This window comes from Streptomyces sp. NPDC006512 (genome assembly GCF_040611935.1).
Classification (GTDB): Bacteria; Actinomycetota; Actinomycetes; order Streptomycetales; family Streptomycetaceae; genus Streptomyces.
In genome coordinates this window covers 38,775-55,822 of sequence record NZ_JBEXPG010000028.1, presented here as the reverse complement: position 1 = coordinate 55,822, position 17,048 = coordinate 38,775, and the positions used below count along the sequence as shown (strand labels likewise).

The 17,048-nt window shown below is 73.7% G+C and carries 18 protein-coding genes; 12 read left to right on the top strand and 6 right to left on the bottom strand.

All coding sequences use genetic code 11. The features are described 5' to 3' along the window. The first annotated feature begins 2 nt into the window (after nt 1-2). Nucleotides 3-749 carry a dethiobiotin synthase gene (gene bioD, locus ABZZ17_RS20895; RefSeq protein WP_356877786.1) on the top strand — a complete coding sequence of 249 codons (747 nt, stop codon included), beginning with the start codon at nt 3-5 and terminating at the stop codon, nt 747-749. A gap of 179 nt (nt 750-928) precedes the next feature. On the opposite strand, the gene ABZZ17_RS20890 is transcribed toward bioD, so the two are convergent. Beyond that, on the bottom strand, nt 929-1,501 hold the full coding sequence (locus ABZZ17_RS20890) for a hypothetical protein (protein WP_356877785.1): 573 nt from the start codon (nt 1,499-1,501) through the stop codon (nt 929-931). A 329-nt stretch (nt 1,502-1,830) separates the two neighbouring features. Between ABZZ17_RS20890 and ABZZ17_RS20885 the strand changes: the two genes are divergently transcribed. Next, on the top strand, nt 1,831-2,487 hold the full coding sequence (locus ABZZ17_RS20885) for a class I SAM-dependent methyltransferase (RefSeq protein WP_356877784.1): 657 nt from the start codon (nt 1,831-1,833) through the stop codon (nt 2,485-2,487). Between the two features lie 42 nt (nt 2,488-2,529). Here the strand turns inward: ABZZ17_RS20885 and ABZZ17_RS20880 are convergent, their stop codons facing one another. Further along, entirely contained in the window at nt 2,530-2,955 is a 426-nt protein-coding gene (locus ABZZ17_RS20880; RefSeq protein WP_356877783.1) for a GNAT family N-acetyltransferase, read from the bottom strand. 232 nt (nt 2,956-3,187) lie between these two features. Between ABZZ17_RS20880 and ABZZ17_RS20875 the strand changes: the two genes are divergently transcribed. The 5 genes from ABZZ17_RS20875 (at nt 3,188) to mug (ending at nt 8,445) form a co-directional block, all read left to right on the top strand. Beyond that, nucleotides 3,188-4,528, top strand: coding sequence for a hemolysin family protein (locus tag ABZZ17_RS20875; RefSeq protein WP_356877782.1), 1,341 nt, complete (start codon nt 3,188-3,190; stop codon nt 4,526-4,528). Further along, complete coding sequence (locus ABZZ17_RS20870; RefSeq protein ID WP_356877781.1) at nt 4,525-5,544, top strand: hemolysin family protein; 1,020 nt, start codon at nt 4,525-4,527, stop codon at nt 5,542-5,544. The genes ABZZ17_RS20875 and ABZZ17_RS20870 overlap by 4 nt, the downstream gene beginning before the upstream one ends. 68 nt (nt 5,545-5,612) lie before the next feature. After that, nucleotides 5,613-6,395 (top strand): SGNH/GDSL hydrolase family protein, encoded by a 783-nt coding sequence (locus ABZZ17_RS20865; RefSeq protein WP_356877780.1) that lies wholly within the window; start codon nt 5,613-5,615, stop codon nt 6,393-6,395. Nucleotides 6,396-6,466: 71 nt separating this feature from the next. Beyond that, a complete protein-coding gene (gene purB / locus ABZZ17_RS20860) occupies nt 6,467-7,900 on the top strand; it encodes an adenylosuccinate lyase (RefSeq protein ID WP_356877779.1) in 1,434 nt (477 codons plus the stop codon). Then, the gene (mug, locus tag ABZZ17_RS20855; protein WP_356877839.1) at nt 7,897-8,445 is read left to right on the top strand and encodes a G/U mismatch-specific DNA glycosylase; all 549 of its coding nucleotides are present in this window, start codon (nt 7,897-7,899) and stop codon (nt 8,443-8,445) included. The genes purB and mug overlap by 4 nt, the downstream gene beginning before the upstream one ends. 49 nt (nt 8,446-8,494) lie before the next feature. On the opposite strand, the gene ABZZ17_RS20850 is transcribed toward mug, so the two are convergent. From ABZZ17_RS20850 to ABZZ17_RS20840, 3 genes are read right to left on the bottom strand one after another with little or no spacing between them, the layout of a single operon-like run. Continuing rightward, nucleotides 8,495-8,932: a hypothetical protein gene (locus ABZZ17_RS20850; protein WP_356877778.1), complete on the bottom strand. Its 438-nt coding sequence runs from the start codon at nt 8,930-8,932 to the stop codon at nt 8,495-8,497. Between the two features lie 40 nt (nt 8,933-8,972). Beyond that, the gene (locus tag ABZZ17_RS20845; RefSeq protein ID WP_356877777.1) at nt 8,973-9,761 is read right to left on the bottom strand and encodes an ABC transporter permease; all 789 of its coding nucleotides are present in this window, start codon (nt 9,759-9,761) and stop codon (nt 8,973-8,975) included. Nucleotides 9,762-9,783: 22 nt separating this feature from the next. Beyond that, a complete protein-coding gene (locus ABZZ17_RS20840) occupies nt 9,784-10,707 on the bottom strand; it encodes an ATP-binding cassette domain-containing protein (protein WP_356877776.1) in 924 nt (307 codons plus the stop codon). Between the two features lie 108 nt (nt 10,708-10,815). Between ABZZ17_RS20840 and ABZZ17_RS20835 the strand changes: the two genes are divergently transcribed. The 4 genes from ABZZ17_RS20835 to ABZZ17_RS20820 all read left to right on the top strand — a co-directional run bounded on the left by ABZZ17_RS20835 (nt 10,816) and on the right by ABZZ17_RS20820 (nt 14,670). Then, nucleotides 10,816-11,991 carry a histidine kinase gene (locus tag ABZZ17_RS20835; protein WP_356877775.1) on the top strand — a complete coding sequence of 392 codons (1,176 nt, stop codon included), beginning with the start codon at nt 10,816-10,818 and terminating at the stop codon, nt 11,989-11,991. A gap of 4 nt (nt 11,992-11,995) precedes the next feature. Beyond that, nucleotides 11,996-12,646 carry a response regulator transcription factor gene (locus tag ABZZ17_RS20830; protein WP_356877774.1) on the top strand — a complete coding sequence of 217 codons (651 nt, stop codon included), beginning with the start codon at nt 11,996-11,998 and terminating at the stop codon, nt 12,644-12,646. Between the two features lie 532 nt (nt 12,647-13,178). Beyond that, nucleotides 13,179-14,333, top strand: coding sequence for an ROK family transcriptional regulator (locus ABZZ17_RS20825; RefSeq protein WP_356877773.1), 1,155 nt, complete (start codon nt 13,179-13,181; stop codon nt 14,331-14,333). 142 nt (nt 14,334-14,475) lie between these two features. Next, nucleotides 14,476-14,670, top strand: a complete 195-nt coding sequence (locus ABZZ17_RS20820) for a hypothetical protein (protein WP_356877772.1) — start codon at nt 14,476-14,478, stop codon at nt 14,668-14,670. Between the two features lie 283 nt (nt 14,671-14,953). On the opposite strand, the gene ABZZ17_RS20815 is transcribed toward ABZZ17_RS20820, so the two are convergent. After that, nucleotides 14,954-15,706, bottom strand: a complete 753-nt coding sequence (locus ABZZ17_RS20815; RefSeq protein WP_356877771.1) for a GntR family transcriptional regulator — start codon at nt 15,704-15,706, stop codon at nt 14,954-14,956. Nucleotides 15,707-16,015: 309 nt separating this feature from the next. Here ABZZ17_RS20815 and ABZZ17_RS20810 point away from each other — a divergent pair, with 309 nt between their 5' ends. Then, nucleotides 16,016-16,903, top strand: a complete 888-nt coding sequence (locus tag ABZZ17_RS20810) for an alpha/beta fold hydrolase (RefSeq protein WP_356877770.1) — start codon at nt 16,016-16,018, stop codon at nt 16,901-16,903. Nucleotides 16,904-17,048 lie beyond the last annotated feature (145 nt).

Sequence of the window (17,048 nt, the reverse complement as noted above, 5' to 3'; positions counted from 1 at the left end):
CGGTGTCCGTCCTCTTCGTGTCCGGTACGGGCACCGAAATCGGCAAGACGGTGGTCACCTCCGCGATCGCGGCGGCCGCCGTGGCCGCCGGCCGGTCGGTGGCGGTGCTCAAGCCCGCGCAGACCGGCGTCGGCCCCGACGAGCCCGGGGACGCCGCCGAGGCCGTACGCCTCGCCGGCCCGTCCGTTACCGCGCTGGAACTGGCCCGCTACCCGGAGCCGTTGGCCCCGGACACCGCCGCCCGGCGCTCCGGCCTGCCGTGCCTGTCCCCCGCCGAGATCGCGGAGGCCGCGGCGCGGCTGGCCTCCGATCACGACCTCGTCCTCGTGGAGGGCGCGGGCGGCCTGCTCGTCCGCTTCGACGAGGACGGCCACACCCTCGCCGACGCGGCCAGGCTGCTGTCGGCCCCGGTGCTGGTGGTCGCCCCCGCCGGGCTCGGCACGCTCAACTCCACCACCCTGACCGCGGAAGCCCTGCGCGCCCGGGCCCTGAGCCCGCTCGGCGTGGTCGTCGGCAGCTGGCCCGCCGAACCGGACCTGGCCTCCCGCTGCAACCTCGCCGACCTCCCGGGGAGCTCCGGCATCCCGCTGCTGGGCGCGGTGCCCGAAGGCTCCGGCGCCCTGTCGCCGGACCGCTTCCGCGCGGCCGCCCCGGGCTGGCTGGCGCCGGCCCTGGACGGCACCTGGACGGCCGGGCCCTTCCTCACCCGCTGGGCACCACCGCCCCTCGCGGGGGCGCTCCCGGGCTGAACCGCCGGCCGCCCGCAGCCGCGCCGGGGGTGCCGGGGCACTCCTGGACGCGGGTGCGGTGTGCCGGGCGGCCTCCGGGCGGCCTCCGGGCGGCCCGCCGTCCCCGGGGCCGCGCCCCTGACCGCCGGCCCGGCGGGGGCCGGAGCCTCGCGGCGGGACCCCGGGCGGAGGGCGCCGGGTCAGTGGCCGCCGCTCGGCTCCCGGCAGCCGCCCTCCATGTACACGCCGTGCGCCTCGACCCTGGCCGGGGTGCCCAGTACGCCGGACAGGCAGGGACCGGTCTCGGGGATCCACACCGCGAAGCCGAGGCCCGAGCCTCCGGAGGCGTACACGTCGCCGCTGGACACGGGGTAGCCGAGGCCCTGGAGCAGCGCGGTCAGCTCCGCCGGGTTCTGGGGACCCGCCGCGCCGCCGGTGCCGGACAGCGCCTTCCTGACCCGGACGGCGTGGGCGTCGCCACGGCACTTCCCCTCGTCGCTGAGCCCGGCCCGCTGCTTGTAGGCGTGGTTCTCCGCGTACTTGCGCGCCTCCGGGTCCGCGGGGAGCTCCCCCGGGCTGTCCGGGGCGACGGGCGCGGCCCCCGAGCCGCGCCCCTCGCAGTGGGCCGCCACCGCCGCGAAGCCCCCGTCGTCGGAAGCGGCCGCCTCGGCCCCCTCCTCCTCCGGGGGCGCGCCGCAGCCGGCCGTCAGGAACAGTGCGGCGGCGAACAGCGCGGCGGCTGCGGCCCGGACGGGCTTCGTACGGGGTATCACGGTTCTCCATGTGGTTGCCGAGCGGCGCCCGGTGGGGCCGCCGCGTGCCGATTATTGCCAGTCCCCGGCGGGCGAACCGGGCCGGGCCGGGTTCGGACCCGGGTCCGGACCCGGGTCCGGGTCCCCGGGAGCGGCGGACGCGGGCTCGATTCCGGTTCCGGTTCCCGCGATGACGCCTCGGGGTGAATCGTTTGTGCGGTACCGGCGCCGCCCGTCCCGACGGGTCCCGGCCGCTTTGTCCGCCGTCCGGTTTCGCGGAGCACGGACGCGGGGAAACAGCACCGCAGCGCACGCGCACCGTCAGCCCCGACCCGCGCCCGGAGGCCGCCATGCCCGCACCTCCCCCCGATCCGGTCCACCACCCGTACTTCGCCCGGTTCTACGCCCGCGCCAGCAGCGCCGCCGAGACCCGTGCCGGCATGGCCGCCCTGCGCCGCGAGCTGCTGCACGGCGTCTCCGGCCGCGTCATCGAGATCGGCGCAGGCAACGGCCTGAACTTCGGCCACTACCCGCGCGCCGTCTCCGAGGTCGTCGCCGTCGAACCGGAGCGCACCCTGCGCCGGCTCGCGGCCGCCGCCGCGCTGCGCGCCGAGGTCCCGGTGGACCTCGTACCGGGGGTCGCCGAGGCCCTGCCCGTCAAGAGCGAGGCCTTCGACGCCGCCGTCGCCTCGCTGGTGCTGTGCACCGTACGCAACCTGCCGCGCGCCCTCTCCGAGCTCCACCGGGTGCTGCGCCCCGAGGCCGAGCTGCGGTTCCTGGAACACGGGCTCGCCCCCGGCCCCGGCATGGCCGCCGTGCAGCGCGGGCTGGACCGGACCGTCTGGCCCCGCCTCTTCGGCGGCTGTCACACCGCCCGTGATCCCCTCGCCGCGATCGAGGCCGCCGGGTTCCGGATCGTGTCGCAGCGCTCCTTCCGGCTGCCCGAGCGCGGCCCCGCCCTGCCCACCTCGTACTGCGTGATCGGCTCGGCCCGCCGCGTTCCCTGACGTCCCCGGAGGCACCGGAGGCGCCCGGTCACCCGTCCGGCCTCAGGCCGTGAGCGGCTTGACCCAGCGCGTCCAGATGTCCTCGGGGTGGTAGCCGGCCGCGTCCCACGCCCCGTGCGCCCCCGCGTTCCCGTCGAGCACCATCGCGTCGGCCCTGCGGCCGCCCAGGGCAGCGAACCGTTCCTCCGCGGCGGCCAGCAGGGCCGAGCCGATGCCCTGCCGACGGTGGCCGGGGTGCACCGCGAGCCGGTAGAGGTGGCAGCGCCAGCCGTCGAACCCGGCGACGACGGTGCCGACGAGCTCCCCGTCCCGCCGGGCCAGCAGCAGGGCCCCGGGGTCCCGGGCGTGGAGCCGCTCGACCCCGGCGAGGTCGTCGCTGATGCTCGTGCCCTTGGCGGCGGCCTGCCAGAAGTCGAGCACGGCGGTCAGGTCGGCCGCCGAGGCGGGAGCGATGTGAAGATCGTTCATGACCGGATCCCATCACCTGCCCGGACTCGGCCAGAAGGGCGATCGGCCGCCTTTGCCCTTCCTTTGCCGACCCGGGGAAGGGTTCCCCCGCGATCTCCCGTTCCGTCCCGACCGAAAGGTGTGAGCGTCCGCCCATGGGCGAACCCCCCGGCACCCGGCCCCCGCACAGGTGCGCGCGACACCGCGCGGCACCCCTCCGCCTGACTGATCATGGGACGGAGGTGATCGACCGATGACCGAAGTGCTCCTGCTCGTCGTGGCGCTGCTGCTGTGCGTCGCCTGCGGGGTCTTCGTCGCGGCCGAGTTCTCGCTGACCACCGTCGAGCGCAGCGAACTCGAACGCGCCGTGGAGCGCGGTGAGCGGGGCGCGGACAGTGCCCTGACCGCCGTCCGCAGCCTCACGTTCCAGCTGTCCGGCGCCCAGCTCGGCATCACCGTGACCGGACTGGTCATCGGCATGCTCTCCAAGCCGTCGATCTCCGCCCTGCTCCAGGGCCCCTTGGAGGCCATGGGCCTGTCGCCCTCCGCCGCCTCGTCCACCGCCCTCGCGCTCGGCACCGCGCTGTCGACGGTCGTGCTCATGGTCGTCGGCGAACTCGTGCCGAAGAACTGGGCGATCTCCTCGCCCCTGGCGATCGCCAAGCGGGTGGCCACCGCGCAGCGGGTGTTCAGCCGGGCCTTCAAGCCCCTGATCAGCCATCTGAACACCACCGCGAACCATCTCGTCAGGCGGTTCGGCATGGAGCCCGCCGAGGAGCTGGCCTCCGCGCGCAGCCCGCAGGAGCTGGTGGCCCTCGCCCGGCACTCCGCGAAGGCGGGCGCGCTGGAGAAGGACACCGCCGAACTGTTCGTACGGACCCTGAACCTGGCCGACCTGACGGCCGAGAACGTCATGACCCCGCGCGTGCAGGTGACCGCCCTGGACGTGCAGACCACCGCCGAGGACGTGGCGAACGCGACCATGGCGACCGGCCTGTCCCGCTTCCCGGTCTACCGGGGCAGCCTCGACACCGTCGTCGGCACGGTCCACATCAAGGACGTACTGGCGCTGCCCGCCGAGGAGCGTCACCGCCGTCCGGTGTCGCAGCTGCTGCGCGCGCCACTGCTCGTACCGGAGTCGCTGACGGTGGACCGGCTGCTGGACCGGCTGTCCGGCAGGCAGACGATGGCCGTCGTCATCGACGAGTACGGCGGTACGGCCGGAGTGGCGACGCTGGAGGACATCGTCGAGGAGGTCGTCGGGGAGGTCCGCGACGAGCACGACCCGCACGAGACCTCGGACCTGGCTCCCGCCGGTACGGACGAGGCCGGACGCCCCCTCTACTCCGCCGACGGCGCCGCCCGCACCGACCAGCTGCGGCAGATCGGGCTGCGCGTGCCGGACGGACCGTACGAGACCCTGGCCGGGCTGGTGGCCACGGAACTGGGCCGGATCCCGGCCGTCGGCGACAGCCTGGAACTGGACGGCTGGCAGCTGGACGTGGTCGACGCCGGCGGGAGGCGCGCCGCGCGCGTGCTCCTGCACGCACCCGCCGAACCCGTCGGTGACGCGCGGACGGAGGACGCCCGATGACCGCCGTCCAGCTGCTGATCGGCCTGGCCACCCTGGTCGTCAACGCCTTCTTCGTCGGCGCGGAGTTCGCGATGATCTCGGTCCGGCGCAGCCAGATCGAGCCGTACGCCGAACAGGGCGACCGGCGCGCCCACTCGGTCCTGTGGGGGCTGGAGCACGTGTCCGCGCTGATGGCCGCCGCCCAGCTGGGCATCACCCTGTGCACGCTGGTGCTGGGCGCGGTGGCCGAGCCCGCCATCGCCCACCTGCTGACGCCGCTGCTCGACGCCGTGGGCGTGCCGTCCGGGGTGACCCACGCGATCTCGTTCGTGGTGGCGCTGGCGCTGGCGACGTACCTGCACATGCTGTTCGGCGAGATGCTGCCGAAGAACGTGGCCCTGTCCGAGCCGGTGCGCACGGCGCTGCTGCTGGGGCCGCCGCTGGTGGGCGTGGCCAGGGGGCTGAGGCCGGTGATCTTCGCGGTCAACGCCTTCGCCAACTCGCTGCTGCGGCTGCTGCGGGTGGAGGTGAAGGACGAGGTAGCGGCGACCTTCTCGGACGACGAGCTGGCCCGGATGGTCAAGGACTCCAGTGACGCCGGGCTCATCGACGACCGGGCGAGCGAGCGGCTGCACGACGCCCTGGAACTGGGCCGCCGGCCGGTGACCGACGTGGTGCTGCCCGCGGACCAGGTGATCGCGGCCCGGCTGGGCATCAGTGCGGCCGGCCTGGAGCAGCTGTCCGCCGCGTCGGGGTACTCCCGCTTCCCGGTGATCGACCCCCAGCACCGGATCCTGGGCTACCTGCACGTCAAGGACGCCCTGGACGTGACCGAACGGGACGAGCCGTTCCCGTCGGCCGAGCTGCGCCCGATCGCGCAGGTACGGGCGGAGACCCCGCTGGACGACGTGCTGACCGCCATGCGGCGCAGCCGGACGCACCTGGCCGCCGTGCTGGGGGCCGACGGGGCCATGACGGGCCTGGTGACGATGGAGGACGTGCTGCGCGAACTGTTCGGACGGCCGACCTCCGCCTGAGGCGGCGCCCGGAGTCCGCTCCCCGGCCCTGCGCGGCCGGGGTACCGCGCGGTAGCATCGCTCCCGCCATGGAGATGAATGCGTCTTACACCAGTTTCGTCGCGGTCGGCGACTCCTTCACCGAGGGCATGTCGGACCTGCTCCCGGACGGCTCCTACCGGGGCTGGGCCGACCTGCTGGCCGACCGCCTCGCGCGGCGCGGTCCCGGTTTCCGGTACGCCAACCTGGCGGTGCGCGGAAAGCTGATCGGGCAGATCGCCGGGGAGCAGGCCCCGGTGGCCGCCGCGATGGGGGCCGACGTGGTGACGCTGGTCGGCGGGCTGAACGACACTCTGCGGCCGAAGGTCGACATGGGCCGGGTCCGCGGCCACCTGGAGGAGGCCGTGGCGCTGCTGGCCCCCTCCTGCGGGCAGCTGGTCCTGATGCGCTCGCCGGGCCGCAACGGGCCCGTCATGGAACGCTTCCGCCCGCGGATGGAGGAGCTCTTCGCCATCCTGGAGGAGCTCGCCGAGCGGCACGGCGCGCTGCTGGTGGACCTGTACGGTGCTCCCGTGCTCGGGGACCCGCGCCTGTGGGACGTCGACCGGCTGCACCTGACGGCCGAGGGGCACCGCCGGGTGGCGGAGGCCGTCTGGCAGGCCCTGGGCCTGCCGGCGGAGGAGGACTGGCGGGCGCCGCTGCCGCCCGCCGTCGCGCCGGGCTGGCCGTCCCGGCGCACCGAGGACCTGCGCTTCGCCCGCCGGCACCTGCTGCCCTGGATCGGGCGCCGGCTGACGGGCCGTTCCTCCGGGGACGGTCTTCCGCCGAAGCGTGCGGAGCTGCTGCCCTTCGGAGGCTCCCGGCTCTCGTAGCAAGGCACAATCGCGGGCGGTGTCCCGACCTGCGTAAACGCACAGCCGCGGCCCAAGTAGAATTCCTCCACGTGACAGCCAAGCCCCGCATCCCCAATGTCCTGGCCGGCCGCTACGCCTCCGCGGAGCTCGCCGTCCTGTGGTCCCCCGAGTACAAGGTGACGCTGGAGCGGCGGCTGTGGCTCGCCGTACTGCGCGCCCAGAAGGACCTCGGCATCGAGGTCCCGGACGCCGCCCTCGCCGACTACGAGCGCGTCCTGGAAACCGTCGACCTCGCGTCCATCGCCGAGCGCGAGAAGGTCACCCGGCACGACGTGAAGGCCCGGATCGAGGAGTTCAACGCCCTCGCCGGTCACGAGCACGTCCACAAGGGCATGACCTCCCGCGACCTCACCGAGAACGTCGAGCAGCTCCAGATCCGGCTCTCGCTGGAGCTGGCCCGGGACCGCACCGTCGCCGTCCTCGCCCGCCTCGGCAAGCTGGCCGGCGAGCACGCCGAGCTGGTCATGGCCGGCCGCTCCCACAACGTGGCCGCGCAGGCGACCACCCTGGGCAAGCGCTTCGCGACCGCCGCCGACGAGCTGCTGGTCGCCTACGCCCGCCTGGAGGACCTGCTGGAGCGCTACCCGCTGCGCGGGATCAAGGGCCCGGTCGGCACCGCCCAGGACATGCTGGACCTGCTGGGCGGCGACGCCGCCAAGCTCGCCGACCTGGAGCAGCGGATCGCGACCCACCTGGGCTTCGCCCAGGCCTTCACCTCGGTCGGCCAGGTCTACCCGCGCTCGCTGGACTACGACGTGGTCACCGCCCTGGTGCAGCTGGCCGCCGCCCCGTCCTCGATCGCCAAGACGATCCGTCTGATGGCCGGCCACGAGCTGGTCACCGAGGGCTTCAAGCCCGGCCAGGTCGGCTCCTCCGCGATGCCGCACAAGATGAACACCCGCTCCTGCGAGCGCGTGAACGGCCTGATGGTCATCCTGCGCGGCTACGCCTCGATGACCGGCGAGCTGGCCGGCGACCAGTGGAACGAGGGCGACGTGTCCTGCTCCGTGGTCCGCCGCGTGGCCCTGCCCGACGCGTTCTTCGCCTTCGACGGCCTGCTGGAGACCTTCCTGACGGTCCTGGACGAGTTCGGCGCCTTCCCGGCCGTCGTGGCCCGCGAGCTCGACCGGTACCTGCCGTTCCTCGCCACCACCAAGGTCCTGATGGGCGCCGTCCGCGCTGGTGTGGGCCGCGAGGCCGCGCACGAGGTCATCAAGGAGCACGCCGTGGCCTCCGCGCTCGCCATGCGCGAGCAGGGCGCCGAGCGCAACGAGCTCCTGGACAAGCTGGCCGCCGACGAGCGGATGCCCCTGGACCGCGCCCAGCTGGACGCCCTCATGGCCGACAAGCTGTCCTTCACCGGCGCCGCGGGTGACCAGGTCGCGACCGTGGTCTCGCGCATCGAGGCCATCGCGAAGCAGCACCCGGAGGCCGCCGGGTACGCGCCGGGGTCGATCCTCTGACCCCCGACGAGCTCGACGCCGCCCGCGACCGCGTCCTCCCGGACGTGGTCGCGGGCGGCCTGCGTGTGTTGTTCTGCGGGATCAATCCGGGTCTCCTCTCCGCCGCGACGGGCCACCACTTCGCCCGCCCCGGCAACCGTTTCTGGCCGGTCCTGCACCTGTCGGGGTTCACCCCCCGCCGGCTGGCTCCGGAGGAGCAGCAGGAGCTGCTCTCCTACCGCCTCGGCATCACCAACGTCGTGGCCCGGGCCACCGCCCGCGCCGACGAGCTGAGCGCCGAGGAGTTCATCGAGGGCGGACGGATCCTGACGGCCAAGGTGGAGGCCCTGCGCCCCCAGTGGCTGGCCGTGGTCGGGGTCACCGCCTACCGCACCGCGTTCGGCGACCGGAAGGCCGCCATCGGCCCCCAGGAACGCACCATCGGTGACACCCGGATCTGGGCCCTGCCCAATCCCAGTGGCCTCAACGCCCACTGGACCGCGGAGTCCATGGCCCAGGAGTACGGCCGCCTGCGCGCGGCCGCCGAGGCCCGGCCCGGATCCTGACCCACCGCGCACCCCGTCACGGCGGGAGTGCGTCACGGTGGGAGGGCCGTCACGGCGGGTCGACCACGGTGACCGCCGCCATCAGCAGGTACGGGTCCTCCTCGGCCCACCGCGCCACGCAGACCACCAGCCACCGGTCCCCGGCCCGCCACAGGTACAGGTGGTCGGTGGTGTGGCTCAGCTCCCGCCACGGCTGCGGTATCTCCTCCTCGGCGAGGCCGCGGTGCGTCAGGGAGTCCAGGGAGAAGACCTGGGGCTGCCCCCACCGGCCGGTCACCGCCTGGGTGAGCGCCCCGTATTCGGCACCGGTCTGCTCGGCCGCCTCCGCTCGGCGGGAACCGTCGTCGTCCCAGAAGTCCCGGGTCCCGCCGAGCCGTACCAGGTGGTAACCCGGGCCACTGCTGTGCCGGCCGAGCCGGACCGGCTTGTCCACGAAGGCCTGCGCCCGCAGCCGGTCGATCAGGTCGAGTTGCTGTCCCGTGGTCATATCGTCAGTATTCCGGGGGCCACTGACATCTGGCCCTTCGTCACGCGTCGCGGCGCCGTACCGCGAACCAGCCGGCGGCGAGGGCCAGCACGGCCCACAGTGCGGCCACGCCCAGCCCCGTCCAGGGTCCCAGGGACCCCTGCGCGTCCATCCGCATCACCATCTGGCCGGCCCGGTCGGGCATGAAGTCCATGGCGCCGCCGGCCACCTGGCCGACCACGAAGGGCACGATCAGGAGGAACGGTATGAGCAGGCTCATCACCAGGGCTCCGCTGCGCACCAAGGCGGTCAGCCCGGCCGCGAACAGGGCGATCAGCATCAGGTAGGTCCCGCTGCCGAAGACGGCCCGCAGCGCCCCGGGGTCACCCAGGGAGAGCGCGTACTCCCCCATGAAGGCCTGACCGGCGAGGAAGGTGACGAGCCCGGTGATCTGCCCGACGACGAAGGCGAGTCCGGCGACCACGGCCGCCTTGGACAGGTAGAGCGCGGTCCGGTTCGGCACGGCGGTGAGGGAGACCCTCAGTGCGCCATTGCGGAACTCGCCGGCGAACGCGGTGGCACCGAAGGCGATGGCCGCTATCTGCCCGAAGTTGATTCCGAAGAAGGCCCCGAGCAGACGGTCGTCCCCCAGAGCGTCGGGCTCCGACGTACCGATCGCGGCGGCGGTGAGGACCGTGATGCCGGCCGTGGCGGCGAAGACGGCGGCCAGCGAACCGAGGATCGAGCGGGCCGAACGTATCTTGATCCATTCCGAGCGCAGGACGCGTCGGGTGGGCAGGGCCGTGGCGGTCTGGACGGTGGAGGACGCGGCGGCGGTGGTGGTGGTCATGATGGTGGCTCCCGTCGTGGGGTCAGGCCGCGTTGACGGCATGGGCGGCGAAGGGGGTGCGGTCGGCAGTGAGATCGAGGTAGGCCTGCTCCAGCGAGGCCCGCTCGTCGGCAAGTTCCAGCAGCGGGACGCCCTCACGCGCCGCGAGGGCGCCGATCCGCTCAGCCGGTATGCCGTCGACGGTCCATCGCCCTTCCTCAGCGGGAGCCATCGCGAACCCGTCGCGTTCCAGGGCGGCCCGCAGCCGGTCGGGTTCCGAGGTCCGCAGCTTCACCCGGGGGGCGCTGCGCGCGTCGATGAACTCCTTCAGGGAACTGTCGGCAAGGAGCCTGCCCTGCCCCAGCACCACCAGATGGTCGACGAACGAGGCGGATTCGGCCATGAGGTGGCTGGAGACGAGGACCGTACGGCCCTCGGCGGCGAGGCCGCGCATCAGCTCGCGGATCCAGATGATGCCCTCGGGATCGAGGCCGTTGGTCGGCTCGTCCAGCAGCAGTACCGCCGGATCGCCCAGCAGTGCGGCGGCTATGCCGAGGCGCTGGCGCATCCCGAGTGAGAAGGTGCCGATCCGCTTCCGGGCGATCGCGGCGAGCCCCGATTGCTCCAGCACCGCGTCCACCCGCGGAACGGGGATGCCGTTGCTGACGGCGAGCGCGAGCAGGTGGTCACGGGCCCGGTGACCCCCCGGCGCCGCCTGGGGATCGAGCAGGGCTCCCACCTCGCGCAGCGGGTGGCGAAGTTCCCTGAACACACGGCCACCGATGGTGGCCGTCCCGGCCGTCGGCCGGCTCAGGCCCAACAGGAGGCGCATGGTCGTGGACTTGCCGGCGCCGTTCGGTCCGAGGAAGCCGGTGACCCGGCCGGGCAGGACGTCGAAGGTGAGGTGGTCCACGACCCGCTGGGTGCCGTAGTCCTTGGTCAGTTCGCTGATCTCGATGCGTTTCATGGCTCAAGATTCGCCGTCGGCCCCTGCCCATTCCCTCCCCCGTGCGGGGGTGCCGTCTCCCCCACGTGGGGGAGACGGCGGCCGCCCGCTCGCTGCCAGGATGAGGGCATGTACAAACTGCTCCGTGCGCCGCTTCGGCCGGTGACGTACTCGCGCTGGCTGCACTTGTGCGTTCCCCTGCTGCTGCTCGCCATATGGATGTTCATCAATCCGCGCTGGCCGTGGATGCCGCTGCTGATCGTCGTGCCCTTCGGCTTCGTGCCGTGGGTGCGGCTGGCCGAGGGGCTCCAGGCGCAGTTCCTGCTGACGCCGCAGGACCGGGGCTCCGATGACAGCGGCATCAGCACCGCCCCGTCGGTGCGCTGGAGCGACCGGTGGCGGACCGTGCTGTGGCTGGAGATACGGCTGGTGGTGGCCGGGGCCGCCATGTTCGCGACCGTCTTCCTCCCGGTGATGTCCGTGGAGCTCGTCGCGACCGCGCTCGGTCACCCCCTGAACTCCGACCCCGCGATCCCCTTCGCTCCGCCGCGCTGGGCCGCGGCCCTGCTGGCGCCCCTGCCGCTGGTCGTGCTCATCGTCCTCGTGACCCTGCTCGGCGAGCTGATCACCGGGATCGCCCGGCGGCTGCTGGGGCCGTCGGCGGCCGAGCGGCTGACCGCGTTGGAGGCCCGCACGGAGCAGTTGCTGGAGCGGACCCGGATCGCGCGGGAGCTCCACGACTCCATCGGGCACGCGCTGACCGTGGCGGTCGTCCAGGCCGGGGCGGCACGAGCGGCCAAGGACCCGGCCTTCACCGACCGGGCGCTGAACGCGATCGAGGAGACGGGCCGGGCGGCGCTGGAGGACCTGGAGCGGGTGCTGCTGGTCCTGCGCGAATCCGCGCAGCCGCCTTCGCAGCGGCCCACTCTGGCGGAGGCCGGCCGGCTGCTGGAGTCGGCCCGGGCTTCGGGGGCGGAGGTGGACGCACAACTGGCCGGTGCTCTGGAGAAGTTGCCCGGTCCGGTCACCCGGGAGGGGTACCGGATCCTGCAGGAGGCTCTCACCAACGTGCTGCGGCACTGCGGTCCGGTGCCCGTACGGGTGCGGGTGGAGGTGGCGGCGGGCGGGCTCGACCTGGAGGTCACGAATCCCCTGCCCGAGCGGCCCACGATGACGGGCGGCTCCGGGAGCGGCCTCCGGGGAATGCGGGAACGGGCGGCACTGCTCGGCGGCGAGGCCGAAACCGGTCCGTACGAGGGCGGTTGGCGGGTGCGCGCCCGGCTTCCGCTGGAACGAATACGCTGACCGGATGCCGGTTACCGTACTGCTCGTCGACGACGAACCCCTGGTGCGCGCGGGCCTGCGCGCCGTACTGGACTCCCAGCCCGACATCGAGGTGGTCGGCGAGGCCGCGGACGGGGCGTCCGTCATCCCCCTCGTGCGCCAGTTGCGCCCCGATGTGGTGGCGATGGACGTGCGGATGCCGCTGCTCGACGGGATCGAGGCGACGCGGGCGGTCCTGCGTTCCGTGGACTCTCCGCCGAAGATCCTCGTCGTCACGACCTTCGAGAACGACGAGTACGTCTATCAGGCGCTGCGGGCGGGTGCGGACGGCTTCCTGCTGAAGCGGGCCCGGCCCGCGGAGATCGTGCACGCGGTGCGGCTGGTGGCCGAAGGCGACACTCTGCTGTTTCCCGCGGCCGTGCGGGCCCTCGCCGCCGAGTACGGCAACAGCCGGGCACGAACGCTCCTGGAGCGGGCGGCGCTGACCGAGCGGGAGGAGGCGGTACTGCGGCTCATGGCGCGCGGGCTGACGAACGTGGAGATCGCCGGCGAGCTGATCGTCGGCACGGAGACGGTGAAGTCACACGTCAGCGCCATTCTGGGCAAGCTGGGGGCCCGTGACCGCACGCAGGCGGTGATCACCGCGTACGAGTCCGGATTCGTCGCACCGGCCTGAGCTAGTGCCGTGACCGGAAAGGTCCACCGGGTCGCGACGTCCGGCACGGCACCTCTCCGCGTTGTCGGACCACGGAGGTACGTCCAGTACGAGCCGCGGCCCTCCGCCTTGAGATGCACCGCACCGGACGCCGCGACCCGGCACACCTTCCCGGCCACGGCACTAGCTCGGCGTCTGTCGTCACTGGGCTCGGGGCGGGGTAGGTGGCGCGACTCTTCCTCACGCTTCGAGACGTCCGGCAACGGCGTGCGGGGGAACAGCCGCTGCCTGTGATCCGCGACCCGGGGCCCTTCCGCTCCGGACCGGAGGGCGAGCGGCCCCGCCGGCTGGTCGTCTCCGCCCCGCACCCCGCTCTGTGCCGCGCCGAAACCGTCCCGACGCGGCCCCGGACGACCTCCGGGCTCGGAGAACAAGCACGTACGCCGAGCTGAGGGGAAGGGCCGATTCCGAACAATGGGGGGCTGCTTCTCGCCGCTGCGCCGGGCGCGCAGTACGATCCGGCTGACAGGGCCGCTAGCTGGGAGGACACACGTTGGGGCAGCTGACCGGCGGGGATCCCTCTCTGCTCCGGCGGATCAATTCGGCTGTGGTGCTCCGGGCACTGCGCGCGGCCGAATCGCCGACCCTCACCGACCTCACCCGGGTGACCGGGCTGTCCCGGCCGACGGTCGAGGGCGTCGTCGAGGGACTGATCGGCACCGGGCTCGTCATGGAGGCCGAGGCCGGGGAAGGCGCACGGCGGCAGGGCCGGCCGGCCCGGCGCTACCGCTTCCGGGCCGAAGCGGGCCATCTGCTGGGCATCGAGATCGGCTCGCACCGGATCGCGGTGCTGCTGTCCGGACTGGACGGCCGGGTCATCGGCGCGGGCACCAAGGACGTCACCGAGACCGCGTCGGCCGATGAGCGGCTGGACAAGGTCAGGGCGGCCGTGGCCGATCTCCTCCGCCGCGCCGGGGTCCCCCGCGACTCCTTGCGGGCGGTCGGAGTCGGCAGCCCCGGGATCGTGGAGGCGGACGGTACGGTCCGCCTCGGCACGGCCTTGCCCGGCTGGACCGGCCTACCGCTGGGCGACCGTCTGCGGCGTTCCTTCCGGTGCCCGGTGCGGGTGGAGAACGACGCCAACGCGGCGGCGGTCGCCGAGCACTGGAAGGGGGCCGCGCGGGACACGGACGACATGGTGTTCGTCATGGCGGGGCTCAGCCCGGGCGCCGGCTCACTGATCGGAGGGCGACTGCACCGAGGCTTCGGGGGTGCGGCCGGCGAGATCGGCGCGCTGCACCTGCTGGGGCGCGAGGTCACACCGGAGCGGCTGCTGTCGACGACCGGCGAACCGTTGCACCCCCTGGACGAGGCCGCGGTCGCCGAGGTCTTCGCGATGGCCAAGCGGGGAGACGAGCGGGCGGTGGCCGCCGTGGAGAGGTTCTTGCAGCGGCTGGTGCACGACGTGGCCGCGCTCGTGCTGGCGATGGATCCGGAGCTGGTCGTCGTCGGCGGCTGGGCGGCCGGCCTGGACGGGGTCCTCGAACCGTTGCGCCGGGAATTGGAGCGGTACTGCCTGCGCCCGCCGCGGGTGGCGCTCTCCCTGCTCGGCGAGGCCGCCGTGGCCACCGGGGCGCTGCGGCTCGCGCTGGACCACGTGGAGGAGGAACTCTTCGCGGTGGAGAAGACGGTCACCGCCCGCCGCTGACTCCCTCGGTCCGGTCCGGGCAGGCACGCCAGGGCGGGGAAGCCGGGCCGGGCCGGCCAGGCAGGTGCTGCGGCCGAAGCGGGGGGCCGGAAGATCGTTCGGGGGCGCTGATCAGGGTCGCGGCAGGTCCGCATTCCTGCCGTTGACCGGGGCCGAGGCCGCTCTGGCCGAGCGCGAGCTCGGGGTGTCCTTCCCGGCTGCCGAGCACCGCACGTTCCTGAAGGAGGGGAAGGAACCCCGCGCAGCGGATGTTCCGGCCCGCCGGGAGGAGTCGGGAGGGGAGCACGACGTGCCGGTGGAGCTGCTGACCCTGTCGTCCCCGCACCCCGATCCGTAGCAGCCAGCGGGCGGACGACGGACTCGTGGCGCGGGAACCCCGCCCGGAGGACTTCCCGTACGTGTTCGGGCACATGGAAGCGTGGAACGCGTGGGCCCGGGACTGCGGGGGCTTCGGGAGTGGCTCCGCCACGGTTCGTGGGGCTTGCTGCCGCCGGGCCGGGGCCGGTCTCCGGTCCGCTGGCGGGCGGCGACGACGGACGGCGCTGACGGACGGGGGCGGGAACGGCCGTACCCCGGGCCTCAGGGTCCGGGGTACGGCGGTGCGACTGCGGGGGCGGCGGTCAGGACGCGGCGCGGGTTTCCGTGATCTCGACTCCGGAGTCACCGAAGGTGAGGCGGCAGGTGTCGGCCCGGTAGGTGGCCACCGACACGGCGGCGGTCCCGGCGGCGGTGAAGTACCGGGTGGTCACGAGGAGCACGGGAGCCCCGGGAAGCCGGTCCAGTTCCTTGGCGTCGTCGGCGCGGGCGGAGCCCAGTTCCACCGAGCGGTCCTGCCCGTCGAGCGCGAGGCGCTGGAGTTCGCGCAGTACGGCGCGCGCACGGGCGGGTCCGGCGGGAGCGTCGATGGCGGAGAGCCCGGGTACGGAGGCGGCGGGCACGTAGAGCAGCTCGGCGGCGACGGCCTGCCCCTGGGTGACGCGCGTCCGCCGGACGGTGTGCACGGGCTGGTCGGCGGGGGTGCCGAGGAGTCCCAGGACGGCGGCGGCGGGAATGCCCTCCGCGGCGTCGACGGGCTCCCAGCCGTCACCGCTCTCGCCGGGCCAGCCCTGCTGCGCACTGCCGACGGCGACGCCGACGCGCGGCGGGGCGACCGTGGTGCCGACTCCACGGCGGCGCTGCAGGCGGCCTTCGAGTTCGAGCTGCTCCAGCGCCTGGCGCAGGGTGGCCCGGGCGACTCCGAAGCGCGCGGCGAGCTCGCGCTCGTTCGGCAGGACCTCGCCCACGGCGAAGTCCTGGTCGAGCGCCTCGCTGAGGACGGTCTTCAGGTGCCAGTACTTCGGCTCCGGCACTGATTCGAGCTGCGTGGTCCCCACCCTGACTCCTCCTGCAATCGCCGCTTCGCCGTGTTCCAGCGGCAGTTCCGCGCCGCAGTTCCGCGCCTTTGTTTATTAAAGGTTCCTGCACTATCCCTGCGACGATAGGACGGCGCACCCCCTTGGTCAAGACCAATCCTCGCCGCTTTGCCGGGCAGATCGGGCATATGTAGCAAGCCGTTCACAGGATGTTCGCGCGTACCCCCCTCTTGACGGGAAACCTTGTAGCGGGGGCCTACCGGGCGGTAATCATGGGGACAGTCGTTACTGACGGCCTGTCTCACACGCGTCCATCCGACGAGGAGCAGCATGACCGCCACGGTCTCGTTCACGATCGATTCGCCGCTGGGTCCCCGCACGACCACCGTCTCCTACGAACGCAAGGGCGCGGGCGAGCCGCTCCTCCTGCTGCACGGCATCGGCCACCACCTCCAGGCCTGGCATCCGGTGACCGACATCCTGGCCGCCGGACACGACGTCATCGCCGTCGACCTGCCCGGCTTCGGCGCGTCGGAGCCGCTGCCCGCGGGCGTTCCCTACGACCTGGGCACCGTCACCCCGGCGCTCGGGGCCCTGTGCGCGGCGCTCGGGGTGGAACGCCCGCACGTCGCGGGGAACTCGCTCGGCGGGCTGCTGGCGCTGGACATGGGGCGCGCCGGTCTCGTCCGGTCGGTCACCGCCCTCTCCCCCGCCGGCTTCTGGTCGCAGGCCGAGCGGCGGTACGCCTTCACCGCGCTGCGCGCGATGCGCGCCGGCGCCACGGCGCTGCCCCGCCCGGCGCTGGAGCGGCTCTCCCGCAGCGGCGCCGGCCGGGCCGCGCTGACGGGCAGCATCTACGCCCGTCCGGCCCGCCGCACTCCGGAGGCCGTGGTCGCCGAGACGCTGGCCCTGCGCGGCGCCACCGGCTTCGAGGAGACGCTGGCCGCGGGCGGCTCGGTACGGTTCGCGCACGACGTGCCGGGGCTGCCCGTCACCATCGCCTGGGGCACCCGGGACCGGCTGCTGCTCCGCCGGCAGGGGGTGCGGGCGAAGCAGACGCTTCCCGGGGCGCGGCTGGTGCGACTGCCGGGCTGCGGTCACGTGCCGATGAACGACGACCCGGCGCTCGTGGCCCGGGTGATCCTCGATACGGCGCGCACCGCACCCCGGGACGGCGGCCAGGACCAGGGACGGACCGCGGCGCAGAACGCGGCGTGAGGTACCGGGCCGGCCGATGACCGGCACGACACCGGACACGACCGGAAGCACCGGGCCCGACGCCGACCGGCACCACGCCGAACACGGCCTCTGGAACCACGCCGGGGCAGTGGCCGGCCGCTGGCGGGTGTTCATCCACGGTTCG

Bases quoted from the DNA above. Each gene is read 5' to 3' on its own strand.
- ABZZ17_RS20830 (WP_356877774.1), top strand. From the start codon at position 11,996: ATGCCGGTTACCGTACTGCTCGTCGACGACGAACCCCTGGTGCGCGCG.
- ABZZ17_RS20810 (WP_356877770.1), top strand. From the start codon at position 16,016: ATGACCGCCACGGTCTCGTTCACGATCGATTCGCCGCTGGGTCCCCGC.
- ABZZ17_RS20880 (WP_356877783.1), bottom strand. From the start codon at position 2,955: ATGAACGATCTTCACATCGCTCCCGCCTCGGCGGCCGACCTGACCGCC.
- ABZZ17_RS20870 (WP_356877781.1), top strand. From the start codon at position 4,525: ATGACCGCCGTCCAGCTGCTGATCGGCCTGGCCACCCTGGTCGTCAAC.
- ABZZ17_RS20885 (WP_356877784.1), top strand. From the start codon at position 1,831: ATGCCCGCACCTCCCCCCGATCCGGTCCACCACCCGTACTTCGCCCGG.
- ABZZ17_RS20865 (WP_356877780.1), top strand. From the start codon at position 5,613: ATGGAGATGAATGCGTCTTACACCAGTTTCGTCGCGGTCGGCGACTCC.
- ABZZ17_RS20875 (WP_356877782.1), top strand. From the start codon at position 3,188: ATGACCGAAGTGCTCCTGCTCGTCGTGGCGCTGCTGCTGTGCGTCGCC.
- ABZZ17_RS20845 (WP_356877777.1), bottom strand. From the start codon at position 9,761: ATGACCACCACCACCGCCGCCGCGTCCTCCACCGTCCAGACCGCCACG.
- ABZZ17_RS20835 (WP_356877775.1), top strand. From the start codon at position 10,816: ATGTACAAACTGCTCCGTGCGCCGCTTCGGCCGGTGACGTACTCGCGC.
- ABZZ17_RS20840 (WP_356877776.1), bottom strand. From the start codon at position 10,707: ATGAAACGCATCGAGATCAGCGAACTGACCAAGGACTACGGCACCCAG.
- ABZZ17_RS20850 (WP_356877778.1), bottom strand. From the start codon at position 8,932: ATGACCACGGGACAGCAACTCGACCTGATCGACCGGCTGCGGGCGCAG.